At 61.6% G+C, this 24,830-nt stretch carries 29 protein-coding genes and 1 pseudogene; 28 read left to right on the top strand and 2 right to left on the bottom strand.

Annotation, left to right across the window (positions count from 1 at the left end; all coding sequences use genetic code 11):
• The first annotated feature begins 1 nt into the window (after position 1).
• The 20 genes and pseudogenes from fabF to rplX all read left to right on the top strand — a co-directional run bounded on the left by fabF (position 2) and on the right by rplX (position 14,697).
• On the top strand, positions 2-1,249 hold the full coding sequence (fabF, locus tag DW151_RS04800) for a beta-ketoacyl-ACP synthase II (RefSeq protein ID WP_117629228.1): 1,248 nt from the start codon (positions 2-4) through the stop codon (positions 1,247-1,249).
• Between the two features lie 3 nt (positions 1,250-1,252).
• Positions 1,253-1,726, top strand: coding sequence for an acetyl-CoA carboxylase biotin carboxyl carrier protein (gene accB / locus DW151_RS04795; protein ID WP_118334720.1), 474 nt, complete (start codon positions 1,253-1,255; stop codon positions 1,724-1,726).
• A 9-nt stretch (positions 1,727-1,735) separates the two neighbouring features.
• The gene (gene fabZ, locus DW151_RS04790) at positions 1,736-2,158 is read left to right on the top strand and encodes a 3-hydroxyacyl-ACP dehydratase FabZ (protein ID WP_118334718.1); all 423 of its coding nucleotides are present in this window, start codon (positions 1,736-1,738) and stop codon (positions 2,156-2,158) included.
• Between the two features lie 10 nt (positions 2,159-2,168).
• Positions 2,169-3,512 (top strand): acetyl/propionyl/methylcrotonyl-CoA carboxylase subunit alpha, encoded by a 1,344-nt coding sequence (locus DW151_RS04785; protein ID WP_117647602.1) that lies wholly within the window; start codon positions 2,169-2,171, stop codon positions 3,510-3,512.
• Positions 3,499-5,223: an acetyl-CoA carboxylase, carboxyltransferase subunit beta gene (gene accD, locus DW151_RS04780; protein WP_118334717.1), complete on the top strand. Its 1,725-nt coding sequence runs from the start codon at positions 3,499-3,501 to the stop codon at positions 5,221-5,223. The genes DW151_RS04785 and accD overlap by 14 nt, the downstream gene beginning before the upstream one ends.
• Positions 5,224-5,263: 40 nt before the next feature.
• Entirely contained in the window at positions 5,264-6,478 is a 1,215-nt protein-coding gene (locus DW151_RS04775) for a PTS transporter subunit EIIC (protein WP_118334715.1), read from the top strand.
• A gap of 150 nt (positions 6,479-6,628) precedes the next feature.
• Entirely contained in the window at positions 6,629-7,783 is a 1,155-nt protein-coding gene (locus tag DW151_RS04770; RefSeq protein ID WP_233543351.1) for a cation diffusion facilitator family transporter, read from the top strand.
• Between the two features lie 39 nt (positions 7,784-7,822).
• The gene (locus tag DW151_RS04765) at positions 7,823-8,449 is read left to right on the top strand and encodes a histidine phosphatase family protein (protein ID WP_118334712.1); all 627 of its coding nucleotides are present in this window, start codon (positions 7,823-7,825) and stop codon (positions 8,447-8,449) included.
• 459 nt (positions 8,450-8,908) lie between these two features.
• Positions 8,909-9,529 (top strand): 50S ribosomal protein L3, encoded by a 621-nt coding sequence (gene rplC / locus DW151_RS04760; RefSeq protein WP_089572481.1) that lies wholly within the window; start codon positions 8,909-8,911, stop codon positions 9,527-9,529.
• A gap of 46 nt (positions 9,530-9,575) precedes the next feature.
• The gene (gene rplD, locus DW151_RS04755) at positions 9,576-10,202 is read left to right on the top strand and encodes a 50S ribosomal protein L4 (protein ID WP_006235032.1); all 627 of its coding nucleotides are present in this window, start codon (positions 9,576-9,578) and stop codon (positions 10,200-10,202) included.
• Positions 10,203-10,490, top strand: a complete 288-nt coding sequence (gene rplW / locus DW151_RS04750; RefSeq protein ID WP_006235033.1) for a 50S ribosomal protein L23 — start codon at positions 10,203-10,205, stop codon at positions 10,488-10,490.
• 179 nt (positions 10,491-10,669) lie between these two features.
• Positions 10,670-11,500 carry a 50S ribosomal protein L2 gene (gene rplB, locus DW151_RS04745; protein ID WP_055250219.1) on the top strand — a complete coding sequence of 277 codons (831 nt, stop codon included), beginning with the start codon at positions 10,670-10,672 and terminating at the stop codon, positions 11,498-11,500.
• 32 nt (positions 11,501-11,532) lie between these two features.
• Positions 11,533-11,793 (top strand): 30S ribosomal protein S19, encoded by a 261-nt coding sequence (gene rpsS, locus DW151_RS04740; RefSeq protein WP_006235035.1) that lies wholly within the window; start codon positions 11,533-11,535, stop codon positions 11,791-11,793.
• Between the two features lie 14 nt (positions 11,794-11,807).
• Positions 11,808-12,179 (top strand): 50S ribosomal protein L22, encoded by a 372-nt coding sequence (rplV, locus tag DW151_RS04735; protein ID WP_006235036.1) that lies wholly within the window; start codon positions 11,808-11,810, stop codon positions 12,177-12,179.
• A 6-nt stretch (positions 12,180-12,185) separates the two neighbouring features.
• Positions 12,186-12,896 (top strand): 30S ribosomal protein S3, encoded by a 711-nt coding sequence (gene rpsC, locus DW151_RS04730; RefSeq protein WP_006235037.1) that lies wholly within the window; start codon positions 12,186-12,188, stop codon positions 12,894-12,896.
• Positions 12,896-13,291: pseudogene (gene rplP / locus DW151_RS04725) on the top strand (50S ribosomal protein L16); the annotation flags it as partial. The gene rpsC and the pseudogene rplP, both read left to right, overlap by 1 nt.
• A gap of 107 nt (positions 13,292-13,398) precedes the next feature.
• On the top strand, positions 13,399-13,614 hold the full coding sequence (rpmC, locus tag DW151_RS04720) for a 50S ribosomal protein L29 (protein ID WP_006235039.1): 216 nt from the start codon (positions 13,399-13,401) through the stop codon (positions 13,612-13,614).
• A 16-nt stretch (positions 13,615-13,630) separates the two neighbouring features.
• Positions 13,631-13,891, top strand: coding sequence for a 30S ribosomal protein S17 (gene rpsQ, locus DW151_RS04715; RefSeq protein ID WP_006235040.1), 261 nt, complete (start codon positions 13,631-13,633; stop codon positions 13,889-13,891).
• Between the two features lie 118 nt (positions 13,892-14,009).
• A complete protein-coding gene (gene rplN / locus DW151_RS04710) occupies positions 14,010-14,378 on the top strand; it encodes a 50S ribosomal protein L14 (protein ID WP_006235041.1) in 369 nt (122 codons plus the stop codon).
• Positions 14,379-14,391: 13 nt separating this feature from the next.
• Positions 14,392-14,697 carry a 50S ribosomal protein L24 gene (rplX, locus tag DW151_RS04705; RefSeq protein WP_006235043.1) on the top strand — a complete coding sequence of 102 codons (306 nt, stop codon included), beginning with the start codon at positions 14,392-14,394 and terminating at the stop codon, positions 14,695-14,697.
• Positions 14,698-15,464: 767 nt separating this feature from the next.
• Here the strand turns inward: rplX and DW151_RS10750 are convergent.
• Positions 15,465-15,566, bottom strand: a complete 102-nt coding sequence (locus tag DW151_RS10750) for an IS3 family transposase (RefSeq protein ID WP_231501554.1) — start codon at positions 15,564-15,566, stop codon at positions 15,465-15,467.
• 329 nt (positions 15,567-15,895) lie between these two features.
• Here DW151_RS10750 and DW151_RS04695 point away from each other — a divergent pair, with 329 nt between their 5' ends.
• The 8 genes from DW151_RS04695 (at position 15,896) to DW151_RS04660 (ending at position 23,929) form a co-directional block, all read left to right on the top strand.
• Complete coding sequence (locus tag DW151_RS04695; RefSeq protein WP_233502308.1) at positions 15,896-16,240, top strand: 5'-methylthioadenosine/S-adenosylhomocysteine nucleosidase; 345 nt, start codon at positions 15,896-15,898, stop codon at positions 16,238-16,240.
• A gap of 193 nt (positions 16,241-16,433) precedes the next feature.
• A complete protein-coding gene (locus DW151_RS04690; protein WP_118334710.1) occupies positions 16,434-19,175 on the top strand; it encodes a PRD domain-containing protein in 2,742 nt (913 codons plus the stop codon).
• A 123-nt stretch (positions 19,176-19,298) separates the two neighbouring features.
• Entirely contained in the window at positions 19,299-19,772 is a 474-nt protein-coding gene (locus DW151_RS04685; RefSeq protein ID WP_089572478.1) for a PTS sugar transporter subunit IIB, read from the top strand.
• 9 nt (positions 19,773-19,781) lie between these two features.
• Complete coding sequence (locus tag DW151_RS04680) at positions 19,782-20,567, top strand: PTS sugar transporter subunit IIC (protein WP_089572477.1); 786 nt, start codon at positions 19,782-19,784, stop codon at positions 20,565-20,567.
• Between the two features lie 2 nt (positions 20,568-20,569).
• On the top strand, positions 20,570-21,403 hold the full coding sequence (locus DW151_RS04675) for a PTS system mannose/fructose/sorbose family transporter subunit IID (RefSeq protein ID WP_089572476.1): 834 nt from the start codon (positions 20,570-20,572) through the stop codon (positions 21,401-21,403).
• Positions 21,404-21,429: 26 nt separating this feature from the next.
• A complete protein-coding gene (locus DW151_RS04670; protein WP_089572475.1) occupies positions 21,430-21,828 on the top strand; it encodes a PTS sugar transporter subunit IIA in 399 nt (132 codons plus the stop codon).
• A gap of 12 nt (positions 21,829-21,840) precedes the next feature.
• Positions 21,841-22,965, top strand: coding sequence for a glycoside hydrolase family 172 protein (locus DW151_RS04665; RefSeq protein ID WP_199579892.1), 1,125 nt, complete (start codon positions 21,841-21,843; stop codon positions 22,963-22,965).
• Positions 22,966-23,044: 79 nt separating this feature from the next.
• The gene (locus tag DW151_RS04660; protein ID WP_197032763.1) at positions 23,045-23,929 is read left to right on the top strand and encodes an ROK family protein; all 885 of its coding nucleotides are present in this window, start codon (positions 23,045-23,047) and stop codon (positions 23,927-23,929) included.
• A gap of 116 nt (positions 23,930-24,045) precedes the next feature.
• Here the strand turns inward: DW151_RS04660 and DW151_RS04655 are convergent, their stop codons facing one another.
• Entirely contained in the window at positions 24,046-24,288 is a 243-nt protein-coding gene (locus DW151_RS04655; protein ID WP_117862208.1) for a hypothetical protein, read from the bottom strand.
• Between the last annotated feature and the right edge of the window lie 542 nt (positions 24,289-24,830).

Below are 24,830 nucleotides of genomic sequence, written 5' to 3'. Positions count from 1 at the left end.
GATGGAACAGAGAGTTGCAATCACCGGCATCGGTGCCGTATCGCCGCTCGGCAACACCGCGCTTGCCACCTGGGCGGCCATGTGCGCCGGGACCTGTGGCATCGGCCCGATCACGCACTTCGATACCGATGCGTTTACCGTCAAGGTGGCGGCCGAAGTCAAGGGCTTTGACGGCAACGAGTACTTTGGCAAGCGTGACGCCAAGCATCTGGACCCCTGCGTTCAGTTTGCGATGGCGGCTTCGGACGAGGCAATGCACGATGCGGGCTTTGATGTCGAAGGCGCCATCGATCGTGAGCGCCTGGGCGTCTACGTGGGCTCGGGCGTGGGCGGCATGACGACGCTCGTCGACAACGTCCACACGATCGCCGATCGTGGACCTCGCCGCGCATCGCCCTATATGATTGCGATGATGATCCCCAACATGGCTTCGGGCAATATCGCGATCCGCCACAAGGCAAAGGGACCGACCCTGCCAGTCGTGACTGCTTGCGCGACCTCGGCCCATGCGGTGGGCGAGGCGTTCCGCGCCATCAAGCACGGCTATGCCGACGCGATCCTCGCGGGCGGCGCCGAGGCGGCCATTATCCCCGATGCCGTTGCAGGCTTTACGTCCTGCCGCGCATTGACCACCAACCCCGATCCTGCGACGGCTTGCCGCCCGTTCGATGCAGACCGCGACGGCTTTGTGATGGGCGAGGGCGCTTGCGTGCTGGTACTCGAGAGCATGGAACATGCGCAGGCGCGCGGTGCGCACATTTATGCCGAGGTCGTGGGCTACGGCAACACCGATGATGCTTATCACATCACGAGTCCCGATCCCGAGGCCGCCGGCATTGCCCGCGCGATATCGCTGGCGGTGGCCGAGGGCGACGTCAAGCCTTCCGAGGGCCTCTACATCAATGCCCACGGCACCTCGACCAAGCTTAATGATTCGTCCGAGACGGCGGGCATTAAGCGAGCGCTCGGCGAGGACGCGGCGCGCGCCGCACATGTCTCGTCGACCAAGTCGATGACGGGGCACATGATCGGTGCCACGGGGGCCATCGAGGTCATGGCCTGCGCCATGGCACTCGAGCAGGGCGTGGTGCCGCCGACCATTAACTACCACACGCCCGATTCCGCCTGCGATCTTGATTACACGCCCAATCGCGCGGTTCGCGCCGACCTTACCTGGGCGCTTTCGACCAACCTGGGCTTTGGCGGGCACAACGCCGCCATCGCGCTGCGTAGATATACGAGGAGCTAGAGCATGGATTCCAAAAGACTTGCCGAGATAGCCGATGTGATGGAGGACCGCGGCCTCACGCGCGTACGCGTTGAGGAGCCCGATGGCACCGCGGTCGAACTCGAGCGCGCGAGTGTGGCGCAGCCGGTTGCCGTGCCCATGCCTATGCCGGGTGCCGTGGCCGCTCAAGTTGCAGCTCCCACAGTCGCGCCTGCCGCACCGGAACCCGCCACGCAGACACCTGCCGCCGCGCCGGAGCCCAAGGGCACCGAGGTGACTGCTCCCATGGTGGGCGTCTTCTATGCTGCCCCTGCGCCGGGCGACGAGCCGTTTGTGCGCGTGGGCTCCAAGGTCAAGGCCGGCGAGACCCTCTGCATCATCGAGGCCATGAAGGTTCTCAACGAGGTGTCGGCCGAGGCAGACGGTGAGGTGCTCGAGATCTGCGTGGCCGACGGCGACCTCGTGGAGTTTGGCAGCTGCCTCATGAGGATCGGATAGGTGATATCCATGAACAAAGAAGAGCTCAAGAGGCTGTTACCGCATCGCGAGCCGATGCTTTTGCTCGACGAAGCCGAGCTGGTGGGCGACGAGGCCCACGGCAAGATCACGATTACAGGCGACGAGTACTTTTTGCAGGGACATTTTCCGGGAAACCCGGTCGTTCCCGGCGTGATTCAGTGCGAGATGCTCGCCCAGAACTGCTGCGTGCTGCTGATGGGCGATGAGGAGGCGCGCGGCGCGACGCCGTTCTACACGAGTCTGGACAAGGTGCGCTTTAAGCGTCCGGTGCGCCCGGGCGACACGGTGGATCTAGTGTGCTCCATCACGCGTGCGCGCGGGCCGTTCCGCTTTGCGACGGGTACTGCGAGCGTCAACGGTGAGGTTTGCTGCCGCGCCGATATGTCTTTTGCACTCGTGCACGAAAGTTAAGGAAGGCTTCATGTTCGACAAAGTGCTCATCGCCAACCGCGGCGAAGTCGCGGTCCGTGTTATCCGCGCGTGCCGCGATATGGGCATCAAGACCGTCGCCGTTTATTCCACGGCCGATGCGGACGCGCTGCACGTGCAGCTTGCCGACGAGGCGTATTGCATCGGCGGCCCGCGTCTTGCCGAGAGCTACCTCAACGACGATGCCGTGCTCACCTGTGCCGTAAAGTCGGGAGCTAAGGCAATTCATCCCGGCTATGGCTTTTTCTCCGAGAAGGCGAGCTTCGTGCGCGACTGCGACAAGTTCGGTCTGGCGTTTGTCGGTCCTTCGGCCGAGGTGATCGACAGCATGGGCGACAAGGACGCCGCACGCCGAACGGCCGCTGCTGCGGGCGTGCCCATCGTGCCGGGCTGCGATTTGCTCAAAAGCCCCGAGGAAGCAACGGCCGAGGCCGAGCGCATCGGCTGCCCCGTGCTTATTAAGGCGCGCGCGGGCGGCGGCGGTCGCGGTATTCGCAAGGTCGAGCGCGTGGAAGATGCGGCAAAGGCGTTCATCGAGGCGCGTGCCGAGGGTGAGGCCGTTTTTGGCGACGGCGAGTGCTACATGGAGAAGTTCGTTGCGCCGGCGCATCACGTTGAGGTACAGATTATGGCCGATAAGCAGGGCCATGTGTTTTCGCTCGGCGAGCGCGAGTGCTCGGTGCAGCGCCGCAACCAAAAGCTGATCGAGGAGAGCCCCGCGCCGTGCCTCGACGGACGCGATGATATTCGCGCGCGCATGCACAAGGCCGCGCGCGACCTGGCTCGTGCCGTTGGCTATGAGGGCGCTGGCACCATCGAGTTTTTGTACTCAGATGACGGCAATTTCTACTTTATGGAAATGAACACGCGCTTGCAGGTGGAGCATCCGGTTACGGAGTTTGTGACCGATACCGACCTGGTTAAGTGGCAGCTGCGCGTGGCTGCCGGCCAGCCTCTGCCCTTTGAGCAGGAGGACGTACCGGTCCGCAACCACGCCATGGAGTGCCGCATCAATGCCGAAACGCCGGACTTTCTACCGTCATGTGGAACGGTCACCGCGTTGCGTGTGCCGGGTGGTCCGCGCGTGCGCTGGGATTCCGCCATGTTTACCGGAGCGAAAGTTCCGCCGTACTACGACTCCATGCTCGGCAAGCTCATCGTGTGCGCGCCCACGCGTGACGGTGCCATTCGCAAGATGCGCTCGGCCCTGGGCGAGCTCGTGATTGAGGGCGTGAGCGAAAATAGCGAGCTTCAGCTCGACGTGCTGGCAAACGACGAGTTTTTGTCGGGCATGTATCACACCGATCTGATGGGGCATCTCTATGCTGATGAATAGAAAAGCGAAGACGGTCAATGTCCTTGAGGGGCCGATAACCGAGTCGTGCGCCGAGTTCCCCGCGCGCCACGTGTTTGTCAAATGCCCGGAGTGCCGCCGTGTGATCGATGAGGCGCGCCTGCACGACAACCTCGAGGTCTGCCCTCGTTGCGGCAAACACTTTCGCGTGAGCGGTCGCGCGCGCATGCGCATGACGGTCGACGCGGGTACCTTTGAGGAATGGGATGCCAATCTGGCGTCGAAGGACTTCCTCTCGTTTCCCGGTTATGCCGACAAGCTTAAGAGCGTGAGCGAGCGTTCGGGCGAGCGCGATGCCGTTGTGTGCGGCAGGGGCAAAATCTGCGGCTGCGATACCGCGCTCTTCTTTATGGATGCCAACTTTATGATGGGCTCAATGGGCTCCGTGGTGGGCGAGAAGATCTGTCGTGTCTTTGAGCGCGCGGCCGAGTTGGGGCTGCCGGTCGTTGGCTTTACCGTATCGGGCGGCGCCCGCATGCAGGAGGGCGTGACCTCGCTCATGCAGATGGCCAAGATTTCTGCAGCGGTTAGGCGCCACAGCGAGGCGGGCGGCCTGTATATCACGGTGCTCACCGATCCCACGACCGGAGGTGTAACCGCGAGCTTTGCCATGGAGGGCGACATTATCCTGGCCGAGCCCGATGCCCTGACGGCATTTGCCGGCCCGCGCGTGATCGAGCAGAACATGCACAAGCGTCTGCCCAAGGGATTCCAGCGTTCCGAGTTTTTGCTGGAGCACGGCTTTTGCGATGCCGTTGTTCCGCGTGGTGAGATTGCGCTCACGGTAGGCGAGCTGCTGGCGCTGCACGAAGGGCACGCGCCCGGCCTGGGGGCACCGCATGAGATCGTGCATACGGGTCGTCGCGACAAAAAGCTGGGACACTTGTTTAAGCGCTCGGCCGCACCAAAAAGCGCGCTCGAAATCGTCAAACAGACTCGCTCGGCGAACCGCGCCACGGCAGGCGAGATGATCTCGTTGGGTCTCGACGGATTCGTAGAGCTGCACGGCGACCGCTACTTTGGCGACGACGCCGCTGTGGTGGCTGGCATTGGCTGGAAAGACGGACGCCCCGTAACGGTCATCGCCATCGAGCGCGGTACCACGACCAAAGAGCGCATGCGTCGCAACTTTGGTATGGCACATCCCGAGGGCTACCGCAAGGCACGTCGCCTGATGCACCAGGCCGAAAAGTTTGGTCGGCCGGTTCTGTGCCTGGTTGATACTTCGGGCGCGTTTTGCGGCATCGGTGCCGAGGAGCGCGGCCAGGGCGAGGCGATTGCCCAGAATCTCATGGAGATGAGCGGCCTTAAGACGCCGATTGTCTCGGTGGTGACAGGCGAGGGCGGCTCTGGTGGCGCGCTGGCGCTGTCCGTGGCCGACCGCATCCTGATGCTCTCGAGCTCGGCCTATTCGGTCGTGAGCCCCGAGGCCTGTGCGTCGATCCTGTGGAAGGATACCGAGCGCGCGAATGAGGCCGCTGAGGCGCTTAAGCTCACGGCCCCCGATCTGTTGGCGCTCGGCATCATCGACGGCATTGTTGACGATAGGGGCCTGTCGCATGAGGAGATCGCCGGTGTCGTCATGTCCTCGGCATTTGATGCCTTCGATACGCTTGAGCAGCTCGACGACGCGACCCTCACAAACCTCCGCTACGAAAAGTACCGCGCAATCGGTCAGTACCGCACGATGTGACAAAGGGACAGCCCGCATGTCACATTGGGAAAGGCGTTCCATGTCACAAGTTTCTAACACCTCGTTTACAACGACGGTTTCATCAAACGCCATGGCCGTGGTGGACTATCTGTCCAAAAGCATGATGTCGGCGCTGCCGTTTATTGTTTGCGCGGCGTTGTTCCGCACCGCCGCCGTCATTATGGGCGAAGGCATGCTGGGCCTGTGGTCTGCCGATTCCGAAATCTATCGCCTGTTCTACAGTTGGCTCTATAACGCCGGCTACTACTTTTTGCCCATTTATCTTGGTTGGGCGGCCGCCCGCCAGCTCGGTTGCTCGGAGCAGCTGGGCATGATGCTGGGCGGCGTATTGATTGCGCCCGATCTGCTTAAGCTCGTCGATGCCGCATCGACGACGGGGGCATCTATGACTTTCGTGTATGGTCTGCTTCCCGCGCCGGTCAACGATTACACAACGACTGTTATTCCGGTTCTCATCTCGGTACCCGTGCTATGGCGAGTGGAGTGTTTCTTCCAGCGCGTTATCCCTAAGGCCGTGGCGTTTTCGTTTGTTCCGTTTGCAACCATGCTCGTCATGGTTCCGGTCTCGCTGTGTATTACGGCGCCGGCGGGCAGCTATCTGGGCATGCTGTTGGGACAGCTTATGTTTATGCTTGGCAATTCCGGTGGCATCGTGTCGCTGCTCACGCTTATGGGGCTTGCCGCGGGTTGGGAGTTTCTTAAGATCGCGGGTGTCAGCAACGTTGTCCTATCGCTCGCCTATGCGCAGTTTATGAGTGTGGGAACGGATTCGTGCATTCTGATCGCTGCGACGATGGCGACGTTCGCCGTTTGGGGTATGCCCTTTGGCGCGTCGCTCCGCGTTGCGGATAAGGACGAGAAGGCGCTCATGCTGGGCTATTCAATCTCGGGTATTCTTGGCGGCGTAAGCGAGCCAGCGCTGTACGGATGCGGCTTTAAATATGGCAGGTGTCTGACGTGCATGGCCGTTGGCGGCGCCGTCGGAGGCCTTGTTGCGGCCGTAGGCCACGTTACGGCTTATACTATCGGTATGACGAATGTTCTTATGGTCATTGGCTTTGCCACGGGCGGCATCTCGAATCTGCTGTGGTGCTGCGCTGCCGGCGGCGCAGCATTTGCGGTGTCTGCGGCGCTGAGCTACTGCTTTGGCGTGGTGCCGACAAAGGTGCAGGCGGCAGAAGACGAAGCTGATTCGCTCGAAACAGTGGCGAGCGCTGCTGAAGCAAGCGCATAAATCTGTGCGACAAAAGGACGATTCCTTTGTCATATTCCAAGGCTGCGGCCCGTGTGGGCTGCGGCCTTTTTGTATCTGGAGGACAAAGTGGCTACACTACAATCCGTTTGAGCAATAGATATATAGGTAGTACCGTGGGGACTGATGAGGATGGTCGAGTGGATTGTTCGTCGTGCGCAGGGCGACCGTGCGCGCGTGGGAACGTTGACGGGCATAGTGTGTATTCTCGCCAATGTTGCGCTTTGCGCTGCGAAGGGTGCAATTGGCGTGCTGTCGGGATCGGTTTCGATTGTGGCGGACGCCATGAACAACCTGTCCGATGCCAGCTCGAACATCGTGAGCGTGCTTGGCTTTAAGCTGGCGGGCAAGCCGGCCGACCCCGAGCATCCTTACGGACATGGCCGCTACGAGTATCTCTCGGGTCTGGTCGTGGCGGCGCTCGTGCTGCTGATTGGCGTTGAGCTGGTGAAGTCCTCGGTTGAGCGCATCATCCACCCCGAACCTGTCGAGTTCTCGCTTGCCCTGGTGGCAGTCTTGGTGCTTTCGATGATTGTTAAGCTCTGGATGGCGGCCCTCAACCAAAAGCTCGGCGATCGCATTGAGTCCGAGACGCTGCATGCGACCGCTCAGGACTCAAAGAACGATGTCCTAGCTACGGGTGCTGTGCTGGCGTGCGCAATTGTTTCGCAGGTGACGCACATCAATCTTGACGCATGGGTCGGCCTTGCCGTTGGCGCCTATATTGGCTGGAGCGGCTTTGAGCTCATCCAGGATACGGTGAGCCCGCTTTTGGGCCAGGCACCCGATCCAAAGCTGGTCAAGCACATTCGAGACAAGATCATGAGCTACCCCGGCGTTTTGGGCGTTCACGATTTGATGGTTCACGACTACGGCCCGGGCAGGAAGTTCGCAAGCGCTCACGCCGAGATGGCAGCCGAGGCCAGCCCGCTGGAAAGTCACGACACGCTCGATAACATCGAGCAGTCGTTTAGGGTCGAAGACGGCATGATCGTCACGCTCCATTACGATCCCATCGTGACCGACGATCCAAAGGTGGCGAGCATGCGTCTGCGCATCAACGCTATGGCTCAAGAGATTGATAGCCGCCTCTCGATCCACGACCTACGCTGTGTTCCGGGCCCCACGCACACCAACGTGATCTTTGACTGCGTGCGTCCCTCGGATCTGCAGATGAGTGCCGAAGACTTAAAGCACGCGCTGACACAACGGGTCGAATCGGAATATCCCAAGTCGATTGCCAAGATCACGATCGACGAAGACTACGTAGGGCATACCCACGAGTAAGGCTGTGCCGGCAAAGCAGGTTATGCAGAAGGGGAGAGCATGAAGAAGCTGTATCTACTCCGCCACGGTCAGACGGAGTTCAACGTCAAAAAGCTGGTCCAGGGCCGCTGCGATTCACCGCTGACCGACCTGGGTCGTCAGCAAGCCGGGATGGCAGCCGCGTGGCTCAAAGCCCACAACGTCGTTCCCGACAAAGTGGTCTCTTCGCCCTTAGGCCGAGCCATGGACACGGCAAGTCTCGTCGCAACCGAACTCCTCGGCCGGGATGCAGCAGTCGAGCCCTGCGAAGGCATCATCGAACGCAGCTACGGCACCTTCGAAGAAGGCCCCCACGACGCGCTACCCACCGACGTCTGGGATCCAGGTGAGGAGTTGGTTCCCTTTGGAGGAGAAGGAAGTCATGCCCTGCAGGAGCGCATGGTAGGCACCCTCACCAATCTCATGGGCGCTGAGGGCATCGAAACCCTCCTAGCAGTAAGCCACGGAAGCGCCAGCCGCCAATTCATCAAGGCCGCAGCCCCAGAGGGCTTCGAGCTCCCAACAAAACTCCCCAACTGCGCCATCATGATTTTCGATTTTGATGAGGCGGAGCCACAAGTAGAGGGCGAGCCAATGCAATGCAAGTTCACCCTCCAGCAAATAGTGGACCCCCAACAAAGTCATTAGCCTGAGCGAGCAAGGTTTAGCAGACATCAACGTGGCGTTCCCAATGTGCGGCGGAGGGGGCGGGCCTGAGACATATTAAGGTTGTCGCGAGTTCCGCACGAACAGGAGAGCACTTAATGTGCTCTCCGTCGTGAGCAGGACTGTAGAGCAGCAACCTTAATATGTCTCAGGCCCGCCCCCTCCGCCGCACACTGGGAACGTGCCACGCACTTTACCTGCGTAAACAATGTGAGTGAAATATGAATCTCGATGGATACGCCCGCAGCCGTGTATACTAAACAGCTGTGTGTAACCAGGGGAGTATTCTGGCTGGACAAAATGCCTGCTTAATAGGGTTGTCAGGTAGTCCGGGCGAAATACAAGGCTGGGGAGCACGTCGTGTAAGTAGTGGTCCTCTAGGGGCGTACGCTCGGTGGTGTACGCATTGTCCCAAGACCACGCGAGAGTTGGGATCATATCTTGATCAGCATGATTCTCGGCCGCAAGATTGGCATGACCCAGGTTTGGGACGAGAACGATAACGTCGTTCCCGTCACGGTCATCCAGGCTGGCCCCTGCGCTGTCTCGCAGGTTAAAACTCAGGCAACCGACGGCTATGACGCCGTCCAGATCGGTTTCGGCGACATCAAGGCCAAGAACGTGAACAAGCCCATGGCTGGTCACTTCGCCAAGGCTGGCGTCGAGCCTGTCCGCTTCCTTCGTGAGGTCCGCGTCGAGAACGGCGAGGAGCACAAGGTCGGCGAGGTCGTCACCGTCGCTGATTTCGCTGATGTCGAGAAGGTCGACGTCATCGGTACCTCCAAGGGTAAGGGCTTCCAGGGTCGCATCAAGCGCTGGGGTCAGCGCCGCGGTCCTATGACGCATGGTTCTCACTTCCAGCGTCACCCCGGTTCTATCGGTCAGTGCGCCTATCCTGCGCGCGTCCTCAAGGGCGTCAAGATGGCCGGTCACATGGGTAACGAGCGCGTTACCGTCAAGAACCTTTCCGTTGTCCGCATCGATGCCGAGCAGAACCTCATCTTGGTCAAGGGCGCTGTCCCGGGTGCCAAGAATGGTCTCGTCGCCATCCGTATGGCCTAAGGGCCCAGCCCATTTAGCCCAGCGTCATACCAAGGAGAACACTTAAATGGCAAAGTTTGAAGTAAAGAACAGCGAGGGCAAGAAGGTCGCCGAGGCCGAGCTCGCCGCTGAGGTGTACGGCATCGAGCCGAACATCCACGTTATGCACCACATCGTCAAGTGCCAGATGGCCTCTTGGCGTCAGGGCACCCAGTCTGCTAAGGGTCGCTCTGAGGTTTCCGGTGGCGGCAAGAAGCCTTGGCGTCAGAAGGGCACCGGCCGTGCCCGCCAGGGTTCCATCCGTGCTGCCCAGTGGCGTCACGGTGGCGTCGTCTTCGCCCCCAAGCCCCGTTCCTACGCTAAGCGTATGAACAACAAGGAGGTCAAGCTGGCTATGCGCTCCGCGCTGTCCGCCAAGCTGGCCGATGGCGAGCTCGTGCTCGTCGACGACTACGGCTTCGAGAAGCCTTCCACCAAGGCTGCCGTCGCCATGCTCAAGGCTCTCGGCCTTGAGGGCAAGCGTCTGACCATCATCGTTCGCGATGAGGACGTCAACGCCTACCTGTCGTTCCGCAACATTCCCAAGACGTTCATCATCACCGCTGACGAGGCCAACACCTACGATCTCGTCAACAACAACGCTGTGCTGATGCCCGCCGACATCGCCGCTCACTTCGGGGAGGTGCTTGCATAAATGACCGCCCACGAGATCATCATCCGTCCGATCGTGTCCGAGCGTTCCTTCTCCGGCATGGAGCAGAACAAGTACACGTTCGAGGTCGCCAAGGATGCTAACAAGTATCAGATCAAGGACGCTGTCGAGGAGATCTTCGGCGTCAAGGTCGTTCGCGTGAACACCTTGACGGTCAAGCCCAAGACCAAGCGCGTGCGCTATGTCGCCGGCAAGACCCGTTCTTGGAAGAAGGCCATCGTCACGCTGGCCGAGGGCGACACCATCGAGGTCTTTGGCAACCAGGCCTAAGACTCGCTGCTGTTGAGTGAGCTCATGCCTCCCAAATAGGGGAGGCGAGAGCTCAAGGTTTCGGGCGTATAAAATGGACACGCCCGGAACCGTGTATACGTCCGGTGTCATCGCACCCGAGGCAGAACCTCGAATCCCTGTCTGCGATGGCTAACGGATTCCTATTGAAAGGGATTGTAATGGCTGTAAAGCACCTTAAGCCGACCTCCGCTGGTAGGCGTTGGCAGACGATCTCCGATTTCTCTGAGATCACCTGCACCAAGCCCGAGAAGTCTCTTCTCGAGCCCCTGCCCAAGAAGGCCGGTCGTAACAACAACGGCCGCATCACCACCCGCCACCAGGGCGGCGGCGTGAAGCGTCGTTACCGCGTGATCGACTTCAAGCGCAACAAGGACGGCGTGCCCGCCAAGGTTGCCACGATCGAGTACGATCCGAACCGTTCCGCTCGCATCGCTCTGCTGCACTACGCTGACGGTGAGAAGCGCTACATCCTGGCCCCCAAGGGCCTCGAGGTCGGTCAGACCATCATGTCCGGTTCTGACGCCGACATCAAGCCGGGCAACGCTCTGCCCCTCGCCGACATCCCCGTCGGTACGCTCATCCACGCCGTCGAGTTCCAGCCGGGCAAGGGCGCTGCTATCGCCCGTTCCGCCGGTAACTCCTGCCAGCTGATGGGTAAGGAGGGCAAGTACGCTATCGTCCGTATGCCTTCCTCCGAGATGCGCCGCATCCTCGTTACCTGCCGCGCCACCGTCGGTGAGGTCGGCAACGCCGATCACGCCAACATCGTCATCGGCAAGGCCGGCCGTAAGCGTCACATGAACGTGCGCCCGACCGTCCGCGGTACCGTCATGAACCCTGTCGACCACCCGCACGGCGGTGGCGAGGGCAAGAACCACACCTCTGGTCGTCCCTCTGTTACCCCCTGGGGTAAGCCGACGAAGGGCCTTCGTACGCGCAAGAAGAAGAAGGTCTCGAACCAGCACATCATTCGTCGCCGTAAGAAGTAATTTCGGATACCGAGTTTTAGGAGAAAGCACTTATGAGCAGAAGTCTCAAAAAGGGCCCGTTCGTGGAGACTCGCCTTCTCTCGCGTATCACCGCGATGAACGAGGCTGGCAAGAAGGACGTTGTGAAGACCTGGTCCCGCGCGTCCACCATCTTCCCCGAGATGGTTGGTCACACCATCGCCGTCCACGACGGCCGCAAGCATGTGCCCGTGTATGTTACCGAGTCCATGGTTGGTCACAAGCTCGGCGAGTTCGCGCCGACTCGTACGTTCCGTGGCCACAAGGCCAAATAGGGGGTTAACCGTAAATGGCAACTAAGTCTATTGAAACTGAGGCCACCGAGGTTCGCGCCGTCGCTAAGTACGTGCGTGTTTCCCCCAGCAAGGCCCGCCTGGTGGTCGATCTGATCCGCCGCAAGCCTGTCGCTCAGGCCTTCGACATCCTCCACTTCTGCGACCGCGCCGTCGCCGTGGATGTCGAGAAGGTTCTCCGTTCCGCCGTTGCGAACGCCGAGAACAACAACGGTCTGCGTGCCGACAACCTGGTTGTCGCCGCTGCCTATGTTGACGAGGGTCCGACGCTTAAGCGCATCCGTCCCCGCGCCAAGGGTTCCGCTTCTCGCATTCTGAAGCGTACTTCCCACATCACCGTCGTCGTTGCTCCTCGAAAGGAGGCGTAAAGCTGTATGGGTCAGAAAGTCTACCCCACCGGCTTCCGTCTTGGCATCACCGAGAACTGGCGCTCCCGCTGGTTCGCAGAGAAGGATTACGCTAAGACCCTCGGTAACGATCTCGAGATCCGCAAGTACCTCGAGAAGCGTCTTTCCCGCGCAGCTGTCTCCCGCGTCGAGATCGAGCGCGCTGGCGACAAGGTGAAGGTCATCATCCTCACCGCTCGCCCCGGCGTTGTCATCGGTAAGAAGGGTGCCGAGATCGATACCCTCCGCACCGAGCTCGAGAAGGTCGCTGGCGTCTCCAAGGGCCAGCTCTCCGTCGACGTTGTCGAGATCAAGCGCCCCGAGCTCGACGCCAACCTCGTTGCTCAGTCTATCGCCGAGCAGCTCGAGGGCCGCGTTGCCTTCCGTCGCGCTATGCGCAAGGCTGTCCAGTCTGCCCGCAAGGCCGGCGCTAAGGGCATCCGTATCCAGTGCTCCGGTCGTCTCGGCGGTGCCGAGATGGGCCGTCGTGAGTGGTACCGCGAGGGTCGCGTGCCTCTGCACACCCTCCGTGCCAAGATCGACTACGGCACGGCTGTCGCCAGCACCACCATGGGCGCTTGCGGCGTGAAGGTCTGGATCTACCTGGGCGAGAAGCTCCCGGGCCAGCCTGTTCCCAACCCTGCACTCGAGGGCTCTTCCCGTCCTCGTCGTCGTAACTCCGAGAGGAGGGGTCAGTAGTGCTTGCCCCTAAGCGTATTCTTCACCGCAAGGTGCAGCGTGGCTCCATGAAGGGCCAGGCCAAGGGTAATACCGAGCTGCATTTCGGCGAGTTTGGTATCCAGGCTCTCGAGGCCCATTGGATCACCAACCGTCAGATCGAGGCCGCTCGTATTGCCATGACCCGCTACATGAAGCGTGGCGGTCGTGTCTACATCACGATCTTCCCCGATAAGCCCATCACCAAGAAGCCTGCCGAGACTCGCATGGGTTCTGGTAAGGGTAACCCCGAGGAGTGGGTGGCCGTCGTCAAGCCCGGCCGCATCATGTTCGAGGTCAAGGGCGTGCCCGAGGAGGTCGCTCGCGAGGCTCTGCGTCTTGCACAGCACAAGCTTCCCATCAAGACCAAGATTGTTGCTGCCAAGAACGCTGAGCAGCGCATCGAGAAGGAGATGGCTGAGGAGGCCGCTCTCGAGGCCAAGTGGGCTGCTGAGGACGCCGCCGCCGCCAAGGAGGAGAACTAATGAAGCCCGCAGAGATTCGTGAGCTCTCGGACGCTCAGCTCGTTGAGAAGCTGAAGGAAATGCGCGCCGAGCTCTTTAACCTTCGTTTCCAGATGGCCACCAGCCAGCTGGACAACACCGCTCGCGTCAACACCGTGAAGAAGGACATCGCTCGCGTCCTCACGGAGCAGCGCGCCCGCGAGATCGCAGCGGAGAAGTCCGCTGTCGCCGAGTAGGACCTAAGGAGAGAACATGACTGATTCGCGTAACTCGCGTAAGGTCCGTACGGGTGTCGTTACCTCCGTCTCCGGTGCCAAGACCATTGTTGTCACCATCACCGAGCGCAAGCGTCACCCCAAGTACGGCAAGATGATGACCAGCTCCAAGAAGCTGCACGCTCACGACGAGGAGTGCACGGCTGGCGTGGGCGATACCGTCCGCGTTATGGAGACCCGTCCTATGTCCAAGATGAAGCGTTGGCGCCTCATCGAGGTCGTCGAGCGCGCTAAATAAGCAGTCGCTCTTACGACTTGTACGTTTCCGAAGATGTGCGTATGCCTGGCTTGCATACCACGGGCCGTATAAAGGCTGCGCACCTCTCTTCGGTTCTTAGTTCGGAGGAACATCTACCATGATTCAGATGCAAACCATGCTGAACGTCGCCGACAACTCCGGCGCTCGCAAGATTCGCTGCATCAAGGTGCTTGGCGGTTCCAAGCGTCGTTATGCAGGCATCGGCGATGTGTTCATCGGTGCTGTCCAGGAGGCTACCCCTGGCGCCAACGTCAAGAAGAAGGACGTTGTCCGTTGCGTCGTCGTTCGCACCGTTAAGGAGATCCGCCGCAAGGATGGCTCCTACATTCGCTTTGATGAGAACGCCTGCGTTGTCATCAACAACGATGGTTCGCCCGTCGGCACCCGTATCTTCGGGCCCGTCGCTCGCGAGCTTCGTGACAAGAAGTACATGAAGATCGTCTCGCTCGCTCCCGAGACCCTGTAGTTAGGGGAGATATATGTATATCAAGAAGGGCGATAAGGTCCAGGTTCTCTCTGGTAAGGATCGCGGCAAGCAGGGCGTTGTCCTGCGTGCTCTCCCCGCCGAGAACAAGGTCGTTGTCGAGGGCGTTTCGGTCGTCAAGAAGGCCGTCAAGCCCAACGCTGCCAACCAGCAGGGCGGCATCGTTTCGCAGGAGGCTCCCATCGACGCCTCCAACGTCAATCTCGTCTGCCCCGAGTGCGGTAAGGTTACCCGCGTCGGTCACGAGAAGGACGGCAAGAACAAGCTGCGCGTCTGCAAGAAGTGCGGTCACAAGTTCTAAGCTGCCCGCAACATCAAGTTGCTAGCAAAGGCCCGGATGCCACGGCACCCGGGCCTTTTTCTATCCCCACTCGATGGCTTCGGTTCTGCCGTCCCGTCATTCCGGTTGCATCCAGTTTTCGGTGCCGTCTCGAATCGAGTGCCGCCAGGTGACACCCTGTCGCGTTTCGTCGGCTTCGGGGACAAAAGTCGGGACAACTCCAAAAACTATTTTCGAACTCAGGGCTTTGAGTTTTTGTTTTTGTCCCAAAGGGCGCGGCGGGATGCCTTTGGAGGCTCGATAGCGCCGAAAACGCCCGTTTTGAAACTTAAATGCCTTTTCGCGTGCAAGCCGCCAGCTGCAATAGGAAGTGAATCAACGCAGGTGGCTTTCAAGCAGTTTGCAAAACTGCAGGTCGCAGGTCTTCATTGCCAGTAGGAGAAATGAGTAGTCTCAGGTGGCTTGCCCATGAGTTGACGAACGGGATTTGAGATTACGCTGACGTCCGGAAACGCTTCGAGCACGGCGTTACGTTTTTGGGGTTTGGGCGTAGCCCCTGCACCCGCGAGCGCGGGCCTTAAGCCCGCCGAGAGGGTGACGCGTCGAAAACGAAGGGGAAAGAGAGAAGGGGCCGTCCCTATCATTCAGGTTGCGACCGAAGAAGACAAGGAGACCCCCTGAGCCTGAATGATGCCCCACAGACCGCGTCCGACCGAGCTCAAGCCGAGCTTTTCCTGACGTCCGCCTTCGCGGAGATGATGGCTGGATTGGCTATGGATTGGCAACACTTATTTGGACGATTCCGGGAGGGACGGCCCCGCCTCCCTGAACTCGACCGGCGACATGTAGCCCAGCGTCGAGTGGATCCTGAAGTTGTTGTACCAGTGCACGTAATCCAAGAGCTTGGCTCGGAGCTCGCGCGTCCCTCCTCGGTCCTTCGGAGTGGCCGACGATCTCCCCGTTGCAGAGGTCGACGAGCAGGCAGACGTAGCTCCACGACGTCCCGACGCGCACGCAGGCCAAGTCGCTGCATATATGGGTGCACGGCGCCCTGCCGCCGAAGCCGCGCGCGACGACGTTCGACACGTCGGCCTCGTTGACCGCCCCGGGGTGCACCTTGAACCTCTTCCTGCCGTATGCGCCGGCCAGGCCGTTCTCCCTCATGATGCGGCAGACGCGGCGCCGGCTGACGGTAACGCCCGACCTCCCGGGCGACGCCTTGATCTTGCGCGATCCGTTCCGGCCCTTGCTGGCGGCGTGCGCCGCCGCGGCCGCCGTCGCCCCCGACATTAAGGTCCTCAAGGGCCGCGTCGTCTCCGGCGACCAGTTCGTCTCGCCCGCGGAACAGAAGGAGCGAATCCTCGCGACCTTCGGCGACCTGTGCTGCGAGATGGAGGGCTGCACCATCGCGCAGGCCGCCTATCTCAACGGCGTGCCCCTCGTCGTCGTGCGCGCCATCAGCGACAAGCCCTGCGCCGAGGGCCGGGTCGTCGACTACAACACCTTCGAGAAGAAGGCCGCCTGCGACTGCGCCCGCATCGCCGCGCGCATGGTTAAGCTTTAGGCCCTGCGCGCCGGGGCCCTTTCCAAAGCGAAGTGTCGAGCCGAAGTGTTGAGCGTCGGCCCTGAATGTTCAATGGCCGTTGTTTTCTGCCCCTCAAGTGGTGGACTTTTCCTCGGAGCTGTTGATTCCCCCACGCGCCCCCTTCCGTTCTCTGTTCTCCCCTTATACTCCTTGTACGAGGAGGTAAGAAGTCATGGACAAGACCACACAGGACAGCTTGGCAAAGAAACCCGTCGACATGAGGGACAGGATTCTCGAGCATCTCGAGGCCCTCACCTCTGCCGTCTCGCTCGACGACCTTGCCCGTCTGTCCACCTCCGACATCGCCGAGACGCTCATCATCTCCAGGAGCCTGGCGAGCCAGTACCTCAACGACCTTGTTCGCGCCGGTCTTGTGGTTAAGGTGGCGGGCAGGCCTGTCCGTTATTTTCATCGCCGCGCGTTCCAGAAGCGTTTTCAGGTAAAGCTCTCTGCAAGCGAGTACGCCTCGCTCGCCGACCTCATCCAGGCGACGGGAATCGCCGATCACCGCGACTTCGCGCGTGCCGTGGGCTTCGACATGAGCCTCAGCTCCGTTGTCGAGCAGTGCAAGGCTGCGGTTCAGTACCCTCCGTTTGGCCTGCCCATCCTCTTGAGCGGCGGCGTGGGTGTCGGTAAGTCTTTCCTTTCTCGCCTTGTGTACGAGTACGGCAAGAACCAGGGCTTGCTGTCCCGCGACTCCTCCTATGTGCGCATCGACTGCGCCGGGGTCCCGGACGCCGCCTCGTTCAACGGGCTTCTTGACGAGTCGATCGCGAAAGCGCGCGGGGGTGTGGTCTTTGTCAACGGCATCGAGGCACTCTCTCCCTCTGCGATGGAGCACTGCCTTGCGACGGCCCTCGGGCTCGATGCCTCCCAGGATGCGCCGCGCGCTCGCCTCGTTCTTTCGACGACGCTTTCCGCCGATGACCTGAAGGTTTCCTCGGCCTACAGCAAAATGCCCATCTGTGCCCGCGTCCCCTCACTCAAGGAGCGGACCCCCGAGGAGCGCGAGGATCTCATCTTGAGCTTCCTGCGCAGCGAGGGGTGCCGAATCGGTTCTGATGTGAAGATCAGCCGCGGCGCATACCGTTGCCTCGTGAACGCGGACTTTTCCGATAACATCGCCGGCTTGCGCGCCTGCGTGACGAACTGCTGCGCCAAAGCGTTCCTCAATCGCGAGGGCGACTACGTCGTCGTTCGCCCGTATCTTCTTCCCAGCGGGCTCCTCTCCTCCGCGCAGATCGATCAACAGCCCGACGATGGCGTTCTGATCGACGCGTCTCTGGATGCCGCCGAGAGCACAGGGCCGGTCGAGCAGGCGCTCGATGCCCTGTGCTCCCTCGATGAGCGATTCTGCGCCGGGGAGCTCTCTGTCTCCGAGCTTGTCTCGCAAGCTGTCTCCGCTGTGCGCGGCGTTGAGGATCACTTGATCTTCGACCACGGCGTCGCCTCCTCGAGGTCGCGCGCCTTCGAGCGCGTCGTGGGCGCGGTCCTTGCCGACGCAGGCTCTTCTTATGGCATCGAGCTTTCGAGGAAGGTCGCTTTTCTACTGGCCCAGGAGATTTGCCTGCAGTTGTGGCCGGGTATCGGCCTGGCTAAGCGAAAGTCTGCCTGTGCGGAGCAAATCTCCCATCTCCTCGGTGCCGTGACCTCCGAATTGCCGTTTGCCTCGAGTGTCTCCGATCAGGTCGCCGCAGACGTGGAAGGGGCGCTGGGAATCTCGCTCGATCACTTCACGAAGACGCTTCTGACGCTGTGCGTCGCATCGGAGTCTCGCGATGCGAAGACCCTTCGGACGCTCTGCGTCATCTTGTCCCACGGCTACTCAACGGCGACGAGCATCGCCGACGCGGCGAACCGTATGCTCGGCATGCATGTGTACGAGGCTGTCGACATGCCCTACGACCAGCAGCTGAAGGACATCGTCGGTCCGCTCCAGCGCCTCGTCGACCGCCATTCCTACTGCACCGGGGTCGTGTTCCTCGTCGACATGGGCTCCTTGGAGGAGGCCTATAAGGCCCTCGAGAACGTTACCGACTCCACTATCGGCGTGGTGAACAACGTCTCTACCGGTCTTGCGCTCGAGATCGGGGTCGGGCTGCTCGGCGGCAAGTCCATCGCCGAGATTCTTGGCGATGCGACCGCCGCGTGCGTGACGCACTGCAAGGTGATCGAGCGCGTCAACCGTGAGGACGCCATCGTCTTCTGCTCCGAGTCCGGGGTCGACGCCGCGGAGAGGATACGCCAGCTCGTCTCGCAGAGCCTCCCGCGCACCATAGGCGCGCGCCTGCTCACGAGGCCCTTCAAGCAGCTCGTCGCGAACGGGTCGAACGACGCCGTTTTCTCCGAGCACCGCGTCTGCGCCGTCATCGGCACGGGAGACCCCGGGGTCGCCTCCGTCCCCTTCGTCGCCCTCGAGGACATCATGTCGACGGCGTCCGCCTCTAAGGTTGATGCCGTGTTCGGCAGGTGGCTTGACGCTTCCGAGCTCTCTTCTTTCCACGAGAAGCTGCTCTCGAACATGACGCTGCAGAACGTCATCCGCTCCATCACCATCCTCGACCCGGAGCGGCTATTCCATGAGATCGAGAGCGCCGTGCACGAGCTTCAGCGCAGGACAGGCGAGAAGATCGGCAGCAACGCCATCATTGGGCTCTACGTTCACCTCTGCTGTCTCGTCGAGCGCCTTGTTACCAGAAACCCCATTGAGACCTACGTTGGCCAGGACCGCTTCGAGGAGGAACGCGCCGATTTCATCGAGTCCTTCAGGCAGAGCTTCTCGAGCATCTCGACGCGCTATCGCGTAGAGGTTCCCGTAAGCGAGATCGCATATGTCTTCGACTACATAAGCGTGAGCGCCGCCCCGGCGCGAGAAGAGCGCCTCGGCTCCTCGGACCTCCTGCTCGACGAGTGACCTTCCCCGCGCCGCCGCAAGCTGACCGCGCGTCCTCAATAATCCGATAACCCCTTGCCCGGCGCGAATCCGGATAGCGCCGAGGCAGTACCGAACGTAAAACTTCATTTGATAGGAGCAAACATGAGTGTTGTTATGGCACGAATCGACAATCGCCTGCTTCACGGCATCATCGTGACGCAGTGGGCCCCGGTGTCGGGCGCGACCCGAGTCATGGTCATCGACGACAAGGTCGCCGGCGACGAGGTCCTGAAGTCCACCATGAGGATGGCGCGCCCCGCGGGCATGGCCGTTTCGATCATCTCCGAGCAGACCGCGCTCAAGAACTTCGCCGCGGGCAAGTACGACCGCGAGAAGGTCTTCGTCATCGCCAAGGAGCCCGAGACGATGCTTCGCCTGGTCGAGTCGGGCGTCGAGCTCCCGTCGCTGGTCGTCGGCGGCTCGCTCGTCAAGGAGGACGGCATCCAGCTCACCCAGCGCGCCTACGCCTCCGCCGAGAACGTCCAGAGCTACAAGGCGCTCATCGCCCGTGGCGTCAAGGTGACGGCCCAGTTCGTGCCCGCCGACAAGCCCGTCTCCGTCGCAGACCTCATCTAAGGGGGAAATATGGTCAACTTCACTATCCTGCAGGTCGTCCTTTTGACCCTGCTGGCCTTCATCAAGCACGTGGACTACTACGGCATCCCGATGATCTTCGTCAATTACGCCGTTTTCTGGGGCCTCATCACCGGAGTCGTCATGGGCGACTGGAAGACCGGCCTTGTCATCGGCGGCACCATTCAGCTCATGCAGCTCGGCGTCGCGGGCTTCGGCGGCTCCTCCATTCCCGACTACGGCACGATGGCCATCATCGCCACCGCCTACGGCGTGACCCTGGGCTCCGACACGGGCCTCGCCATCGGCCTGCCGGTCGGCATGCTCGGCATCCAGCTCGACGTCGTCGCCAAGATCCTCAACGGCTTTGTCGTCGAGAAGTCCCAGAAGTTCTGCAACGAGGGTAAGTTCAATCAGATGAACGCCATCCTGTGGGTCTGCCCCGCGCTCTTCGGCCTGTGCGCCGCCCTGCCCGTCTTTGTCTCCGTGACGCTCGGCCAGCCCGCCGTCAACTGGCTCCTCGAGGTCATGCCCCAGTGGTTCCTCTCCGGCCTCACCCTCGCCGGCAAGATGCTCCCGGCCGTCGGTATCGCCATGCTGCTCCGCTACATGCCAACCGCCAAGTACTTCCAGTACCTGCTCGCCGGCTTCTTCCTCTCGGCCTTCCTGAACGTGCCCATCATCGGCGCCGCCATCGTCGGCGTTGCCCTCGCGATTGCGTTCTACCAGCGTGCCGAGAGGGACACCGAGCTCGCCGCCCACGCTTCCGCAGACGCCTTCATCGGAGAGGATGAGTAACCATGGAAAACGAGAACATCACCGCCGTCGCCGAGGGCAAGCCCTCCGGCTACAAGGTCACCAAGAAGGACCTGCGCAACGCGAACTGGCGCTGGCTCATGAGCGTGTGCACCTTCAACTACCAGACCCAGCAGGGCGCCTCAGTCGCCTACGCCCTCTCGCCGGTCCTGAGGAAGATCTACACGAACGACGAGGACTATAAGCAAGCGCTCAACAACCACTTCCGCTACTACAACACCCAGCCTTGGCTCGCCGCCATCATCCTTGGCGCCTGCGTGGCCATGGAGGAGCGCGACGGCCTAGCGGCGGCGGACGCCGTCCAAGACCTGAAGATCGGCACCATGGGACCGCTCGCCGGCGTCGGCGACTCCCTGCTCATGACCATGATCCCGACCATCATGGGCTCCATCGCCGCCTACATGGCCATCGAGGGCAACCCCGTGGGAGCCGGCATCTGGTTCGCGCTCATCCTGGCCATCTTCTGGGTCCGCATGCACGCCCTCGAGTTCGGCTACAAGCAGGGCGTGAAGCTCGTCACCGACTTCAGCGAGAAGCTTCCCAACCTCACTGCCGCCGCCTCCGTGCTCGGCCTCACCGTGGTCGGCTGCCTCATCGCCTCGGTCATCGGCGTCACCTGCCCGATTAGCTTCAGCTTCGGCGACGTCGCGATGGAGATTCAGCCGCTGCTCGACAAGATCCTGCCTGCCATGATCCCCGCCGCCATCACGGGAAGCGCGTATTACCTTCTTACCAAGAAGAACGCGAGCATGACGGCCCTCATCCTCGTGGTGATCGTCCTCGCGATGGTCGCCTCCGCCGCCGGCATCCTCGCCTAGCTTCGACCCAAGAGATTGGTGAATCAATGAGAAAGATAGTTGTGGCGAGCCATTCCCTTCTCGCCCAGGGCTTCAAGGACACCCTCGAGTTCCTTACGGGTAAGGGCGACGCCGTCAACGCCGTGTGCGCCTACGTGAACGACAACGGCGAGGGGCTCGACGCGGCGGTCGAGGCGGCTCTTTCGGGCACTGACGAGGTCGTCGTCCTCACCGACGCGTACGGCGGCAGCGTGAACCAGCGCTTTTCCCGCTTCGCCTCCGACCGGATCCACGTGATCGCGGGTGTCAACCTCCCGCTCGCCATGACGGTCGCGCTCGCGCGCCCCGACGAGAAACTCGACTTCGACGCCCTCGTCAACGAGGCGCGCCAGCAGATCATCTACGTGAACGGTGCCAGTTCCGCCGAGTGCGACGACGACGAATAGAGGAGGTCGACGATGAGAGAGTTCCTTAAGGACGTGTGGATGCACGGCGGTGAGGAAAGCCGCGCCATCACCCCCGAGAACATCACGGGCGAGAAGGGCCGCGCCGCCATGTCGGCCAGCCACCTCGGCGTCGGCCGCAAGGGCTCGTGCTGCGTGCCCCTTGAGTCCGGCGAGACCATCACGCTCGCGGACATCGAGGGCCCCGGCATCATCCGCCACATCTGGATGACCGTCCCCGACAAGACCGCCGCCGGCAGCTTCGTCATGCGTGACCTCGTGCTGCGCTTCTACTGGGACGACGAGGAGACCCCCTCGGTCGAGTGCCCTGTCGGCGACTTCTTCTGCAACGGCTTCGGTGAGCGCGCCATCGTCAACTCGATGCCCATCTGCGTGAACCCGACGGGCGGCATGAACTGCTACTTCGAGATGCCCTTCAGGAAGCGCGCCAAGGTCACGCTTACGAGCGAGCACCCCGGGTTCATTAAGTACATCTTCTACACGTTCAACTACGCGCTCACCGACGTGCCGGACGACGCCATGTACTTCCACGCCCGCTTTAACCGCGAGCGCAGCACCCGCAGGGGCGTCGACTACACCGTGCTCGACGGCGTGCGCGGCAAGGGCTACTACGTCGGCACCTACATGGCCCTGTGCGCCCTGGAGCGCTATTGGTGGGGCGAGGGCGAGATGAAGTTCTTCCTCGACGGCGACGAGGAGTTCCCCACGGTCACCTCGACGGGAGCCGAGGACTACTTCGGCGGTGCCTGGGCCTTCCTCGACAGGCCGCCCCACGCGCTGCCCGAGGCGCAGTGCTTCAACACGCTGTTCGCCGGCTACCCGTACCGCTCGACGCGCGACGCCACGCGCGACCGCTTCAGCGCGGGCAAGCCGAACCCGAATCCGATGCTCGCGACTAACGACGACGCGCTGCCCAGGCACGGCCTCTACAGGTGGCACCTTCCCGACCCGATCTCGTTCAAGGAGGACCTGCGCGTGACGTTCCAGGACCTCGGCAACGACGACATCAAGCTCTACGAGCGCGAGGACGACATCTCCACCGTCGCCTACTGGTACCAAAGCGAGCCGCACGCCGTGCTCGCCCCGTTTGCCGCAAGGCAGGACCGCGTGCCCAGGTAGGGTCGCCTCGAAACAAGCCAACGTTATGGGCGCCCGCGGTTGACCATGACTGCGGGCGTCCCTTTGTAAGGAGGATCACATGAGCGAAAAGCAAATGAGGCTCGGCGCCCTCGAAGCCGGCGGGACCAAGATGGTCTGTGCCGTGGTGTCCGGCGACGGCGAGGTCCTCGACCGTATGGAGACCCCGACGCTTACGCCCGCCAAGACCGTCCCGCAGATGATCGAGTGGTTCACCGCCCGCGATGTGGACGCGTTGGGCATCGGCGCCTTCGGCCCGACCTGCGTCGACCCCAACGACGAGCGCTACGGCTCCATCCTCCAGACGCCCAAGCTCGCGTGGCGAGGCCATGGTCTTCGCGCCGCGTTCGCCGACGCCCTCGGGATTCCGGTGGCCTACGACACGGACGTGAACGTTGCCTGCCTCGGCGAAGTGGTCTTCGGCTGCTGCAAGGGGCTCGAGGACGCCGTCTACGTGACCATCGGCACCGGCGTGGGCGCGGGCGTCATGTGCGCGGGCAGACTCCTTCACGGCATGCTGCACCCCGAGGCCGGTCACATGCTGGTAAGGACCCGTCCCACCGAGGAGGGACGCTGCGTCTGCCCGAGCCACGCGAGCTGTCTCGAGGGGCTCGCCTCCGGCCCCGCCATCGCCGCGCGCTGGGGAAAGCCCGCGGCCGAGCTCGCGGACAACGATGAGGTGTGGGCGCTCGAGGGGGATTATCTGGGGCAGATGTGCGCGAACCTCGTGCTCATGTACTCGCCTCGCCGCATCGTCCTCGGCGGCGGCGTGATGCACCAGGAGCAGCTCTACGGCATCGTCCGCAAGAAGACCCTCGAATATCTGGGTGGCTACATCCAGACCGCCGAGCTTAAGGACATGGAGAGCTACATCTGCGCCCCGGGCTGCGGCGGCGACCAAGGAATCCTCGGCGCGGCCGAGCTGGCAAGAAGGGCGCTCGCGTAACTTGCGCTCTCTCCGCCATACAACGCGTTAAGAAAAGACGAGCGCTTCTTGCCAATTGAGCGGCAAGAAGTGCTCGTCTTTTGCATTTGTTTTTGGGGCAGGACGCCCCGCCTCCACTAGAGTCCCTGGACCGCCACACCCACGAGGTTTGGACCGGTGTGGACAAGAAGCGCGGGGCTGATGTCGGAGCGGACGACATCCACCGCGTTGGCCACGCGCTCGCACAGGGCCTGCTCCATGCGGTCGTAGAGGTCGGCGTGGGCCGAGGTGCGGCTCGCGGCAAAGCGCACCTCGGGGTGCTTCTCGACGATGGCGGCGATGAGCTTGGCCTCGGTGCGATGCGGTACTTGCACAGCCATTTCGTGTGCGCGAGGCTGTTGGCTTTCTGGGCCACAGCAATCACCTTCCCCCTAGTATGATGACCTGAACAATCCTCATGCTAGGGGGAAGGTTTTTGTCGCGTAGCGGAAATTGGCCTCCACCCGCTGAGCGGGTGGCTTTCTATGCCGCGCGTGCCGCGCGGCACGGACTAAAGTCCATGAATAAAAACGAGGAAGGCCACGTCCGGCCTCCCTCGCAAAGGGTCTCTGATTACTCCCACTCATTGGGGACAGACTTAAATGAGTGCTCTTGAAATGCCGGCGCCTGGGGACGTTCTTTTTCTGTCTGCAGTTTGGAACGTTCCTTTTCTGTCGGCAGTTTGGGACGGTCCTTAGAGCTGCAGCGCGCCATGAGCGACGAGGCGAAGCGGATCATCCTGTCTTTTGAGTTCTAAGCATAAGCCCCTGTCTCTGAGCAATGGCCGGTTCGCATTTGTGCGCATTTACGTGCGTGGGATTGCGTGAATATGCGTATAGATGCGCCGTTTACGGGATAAAAATGACCGTTTAGCGGTGAGATA

The organism is Collinsella sp. AM13-34, from assembly GCF_003473055.1.
In the GTDB taxonomy this organism is placed as follows: domain Bacteria; phylum Actinomycetota; class Coriobacteriia; order Coriobacteriales; family Coriobacteriaceae; genus Collinsella.
This window is presented reverse-complemented; position numbering and strand designations above follow the sequence as displayed.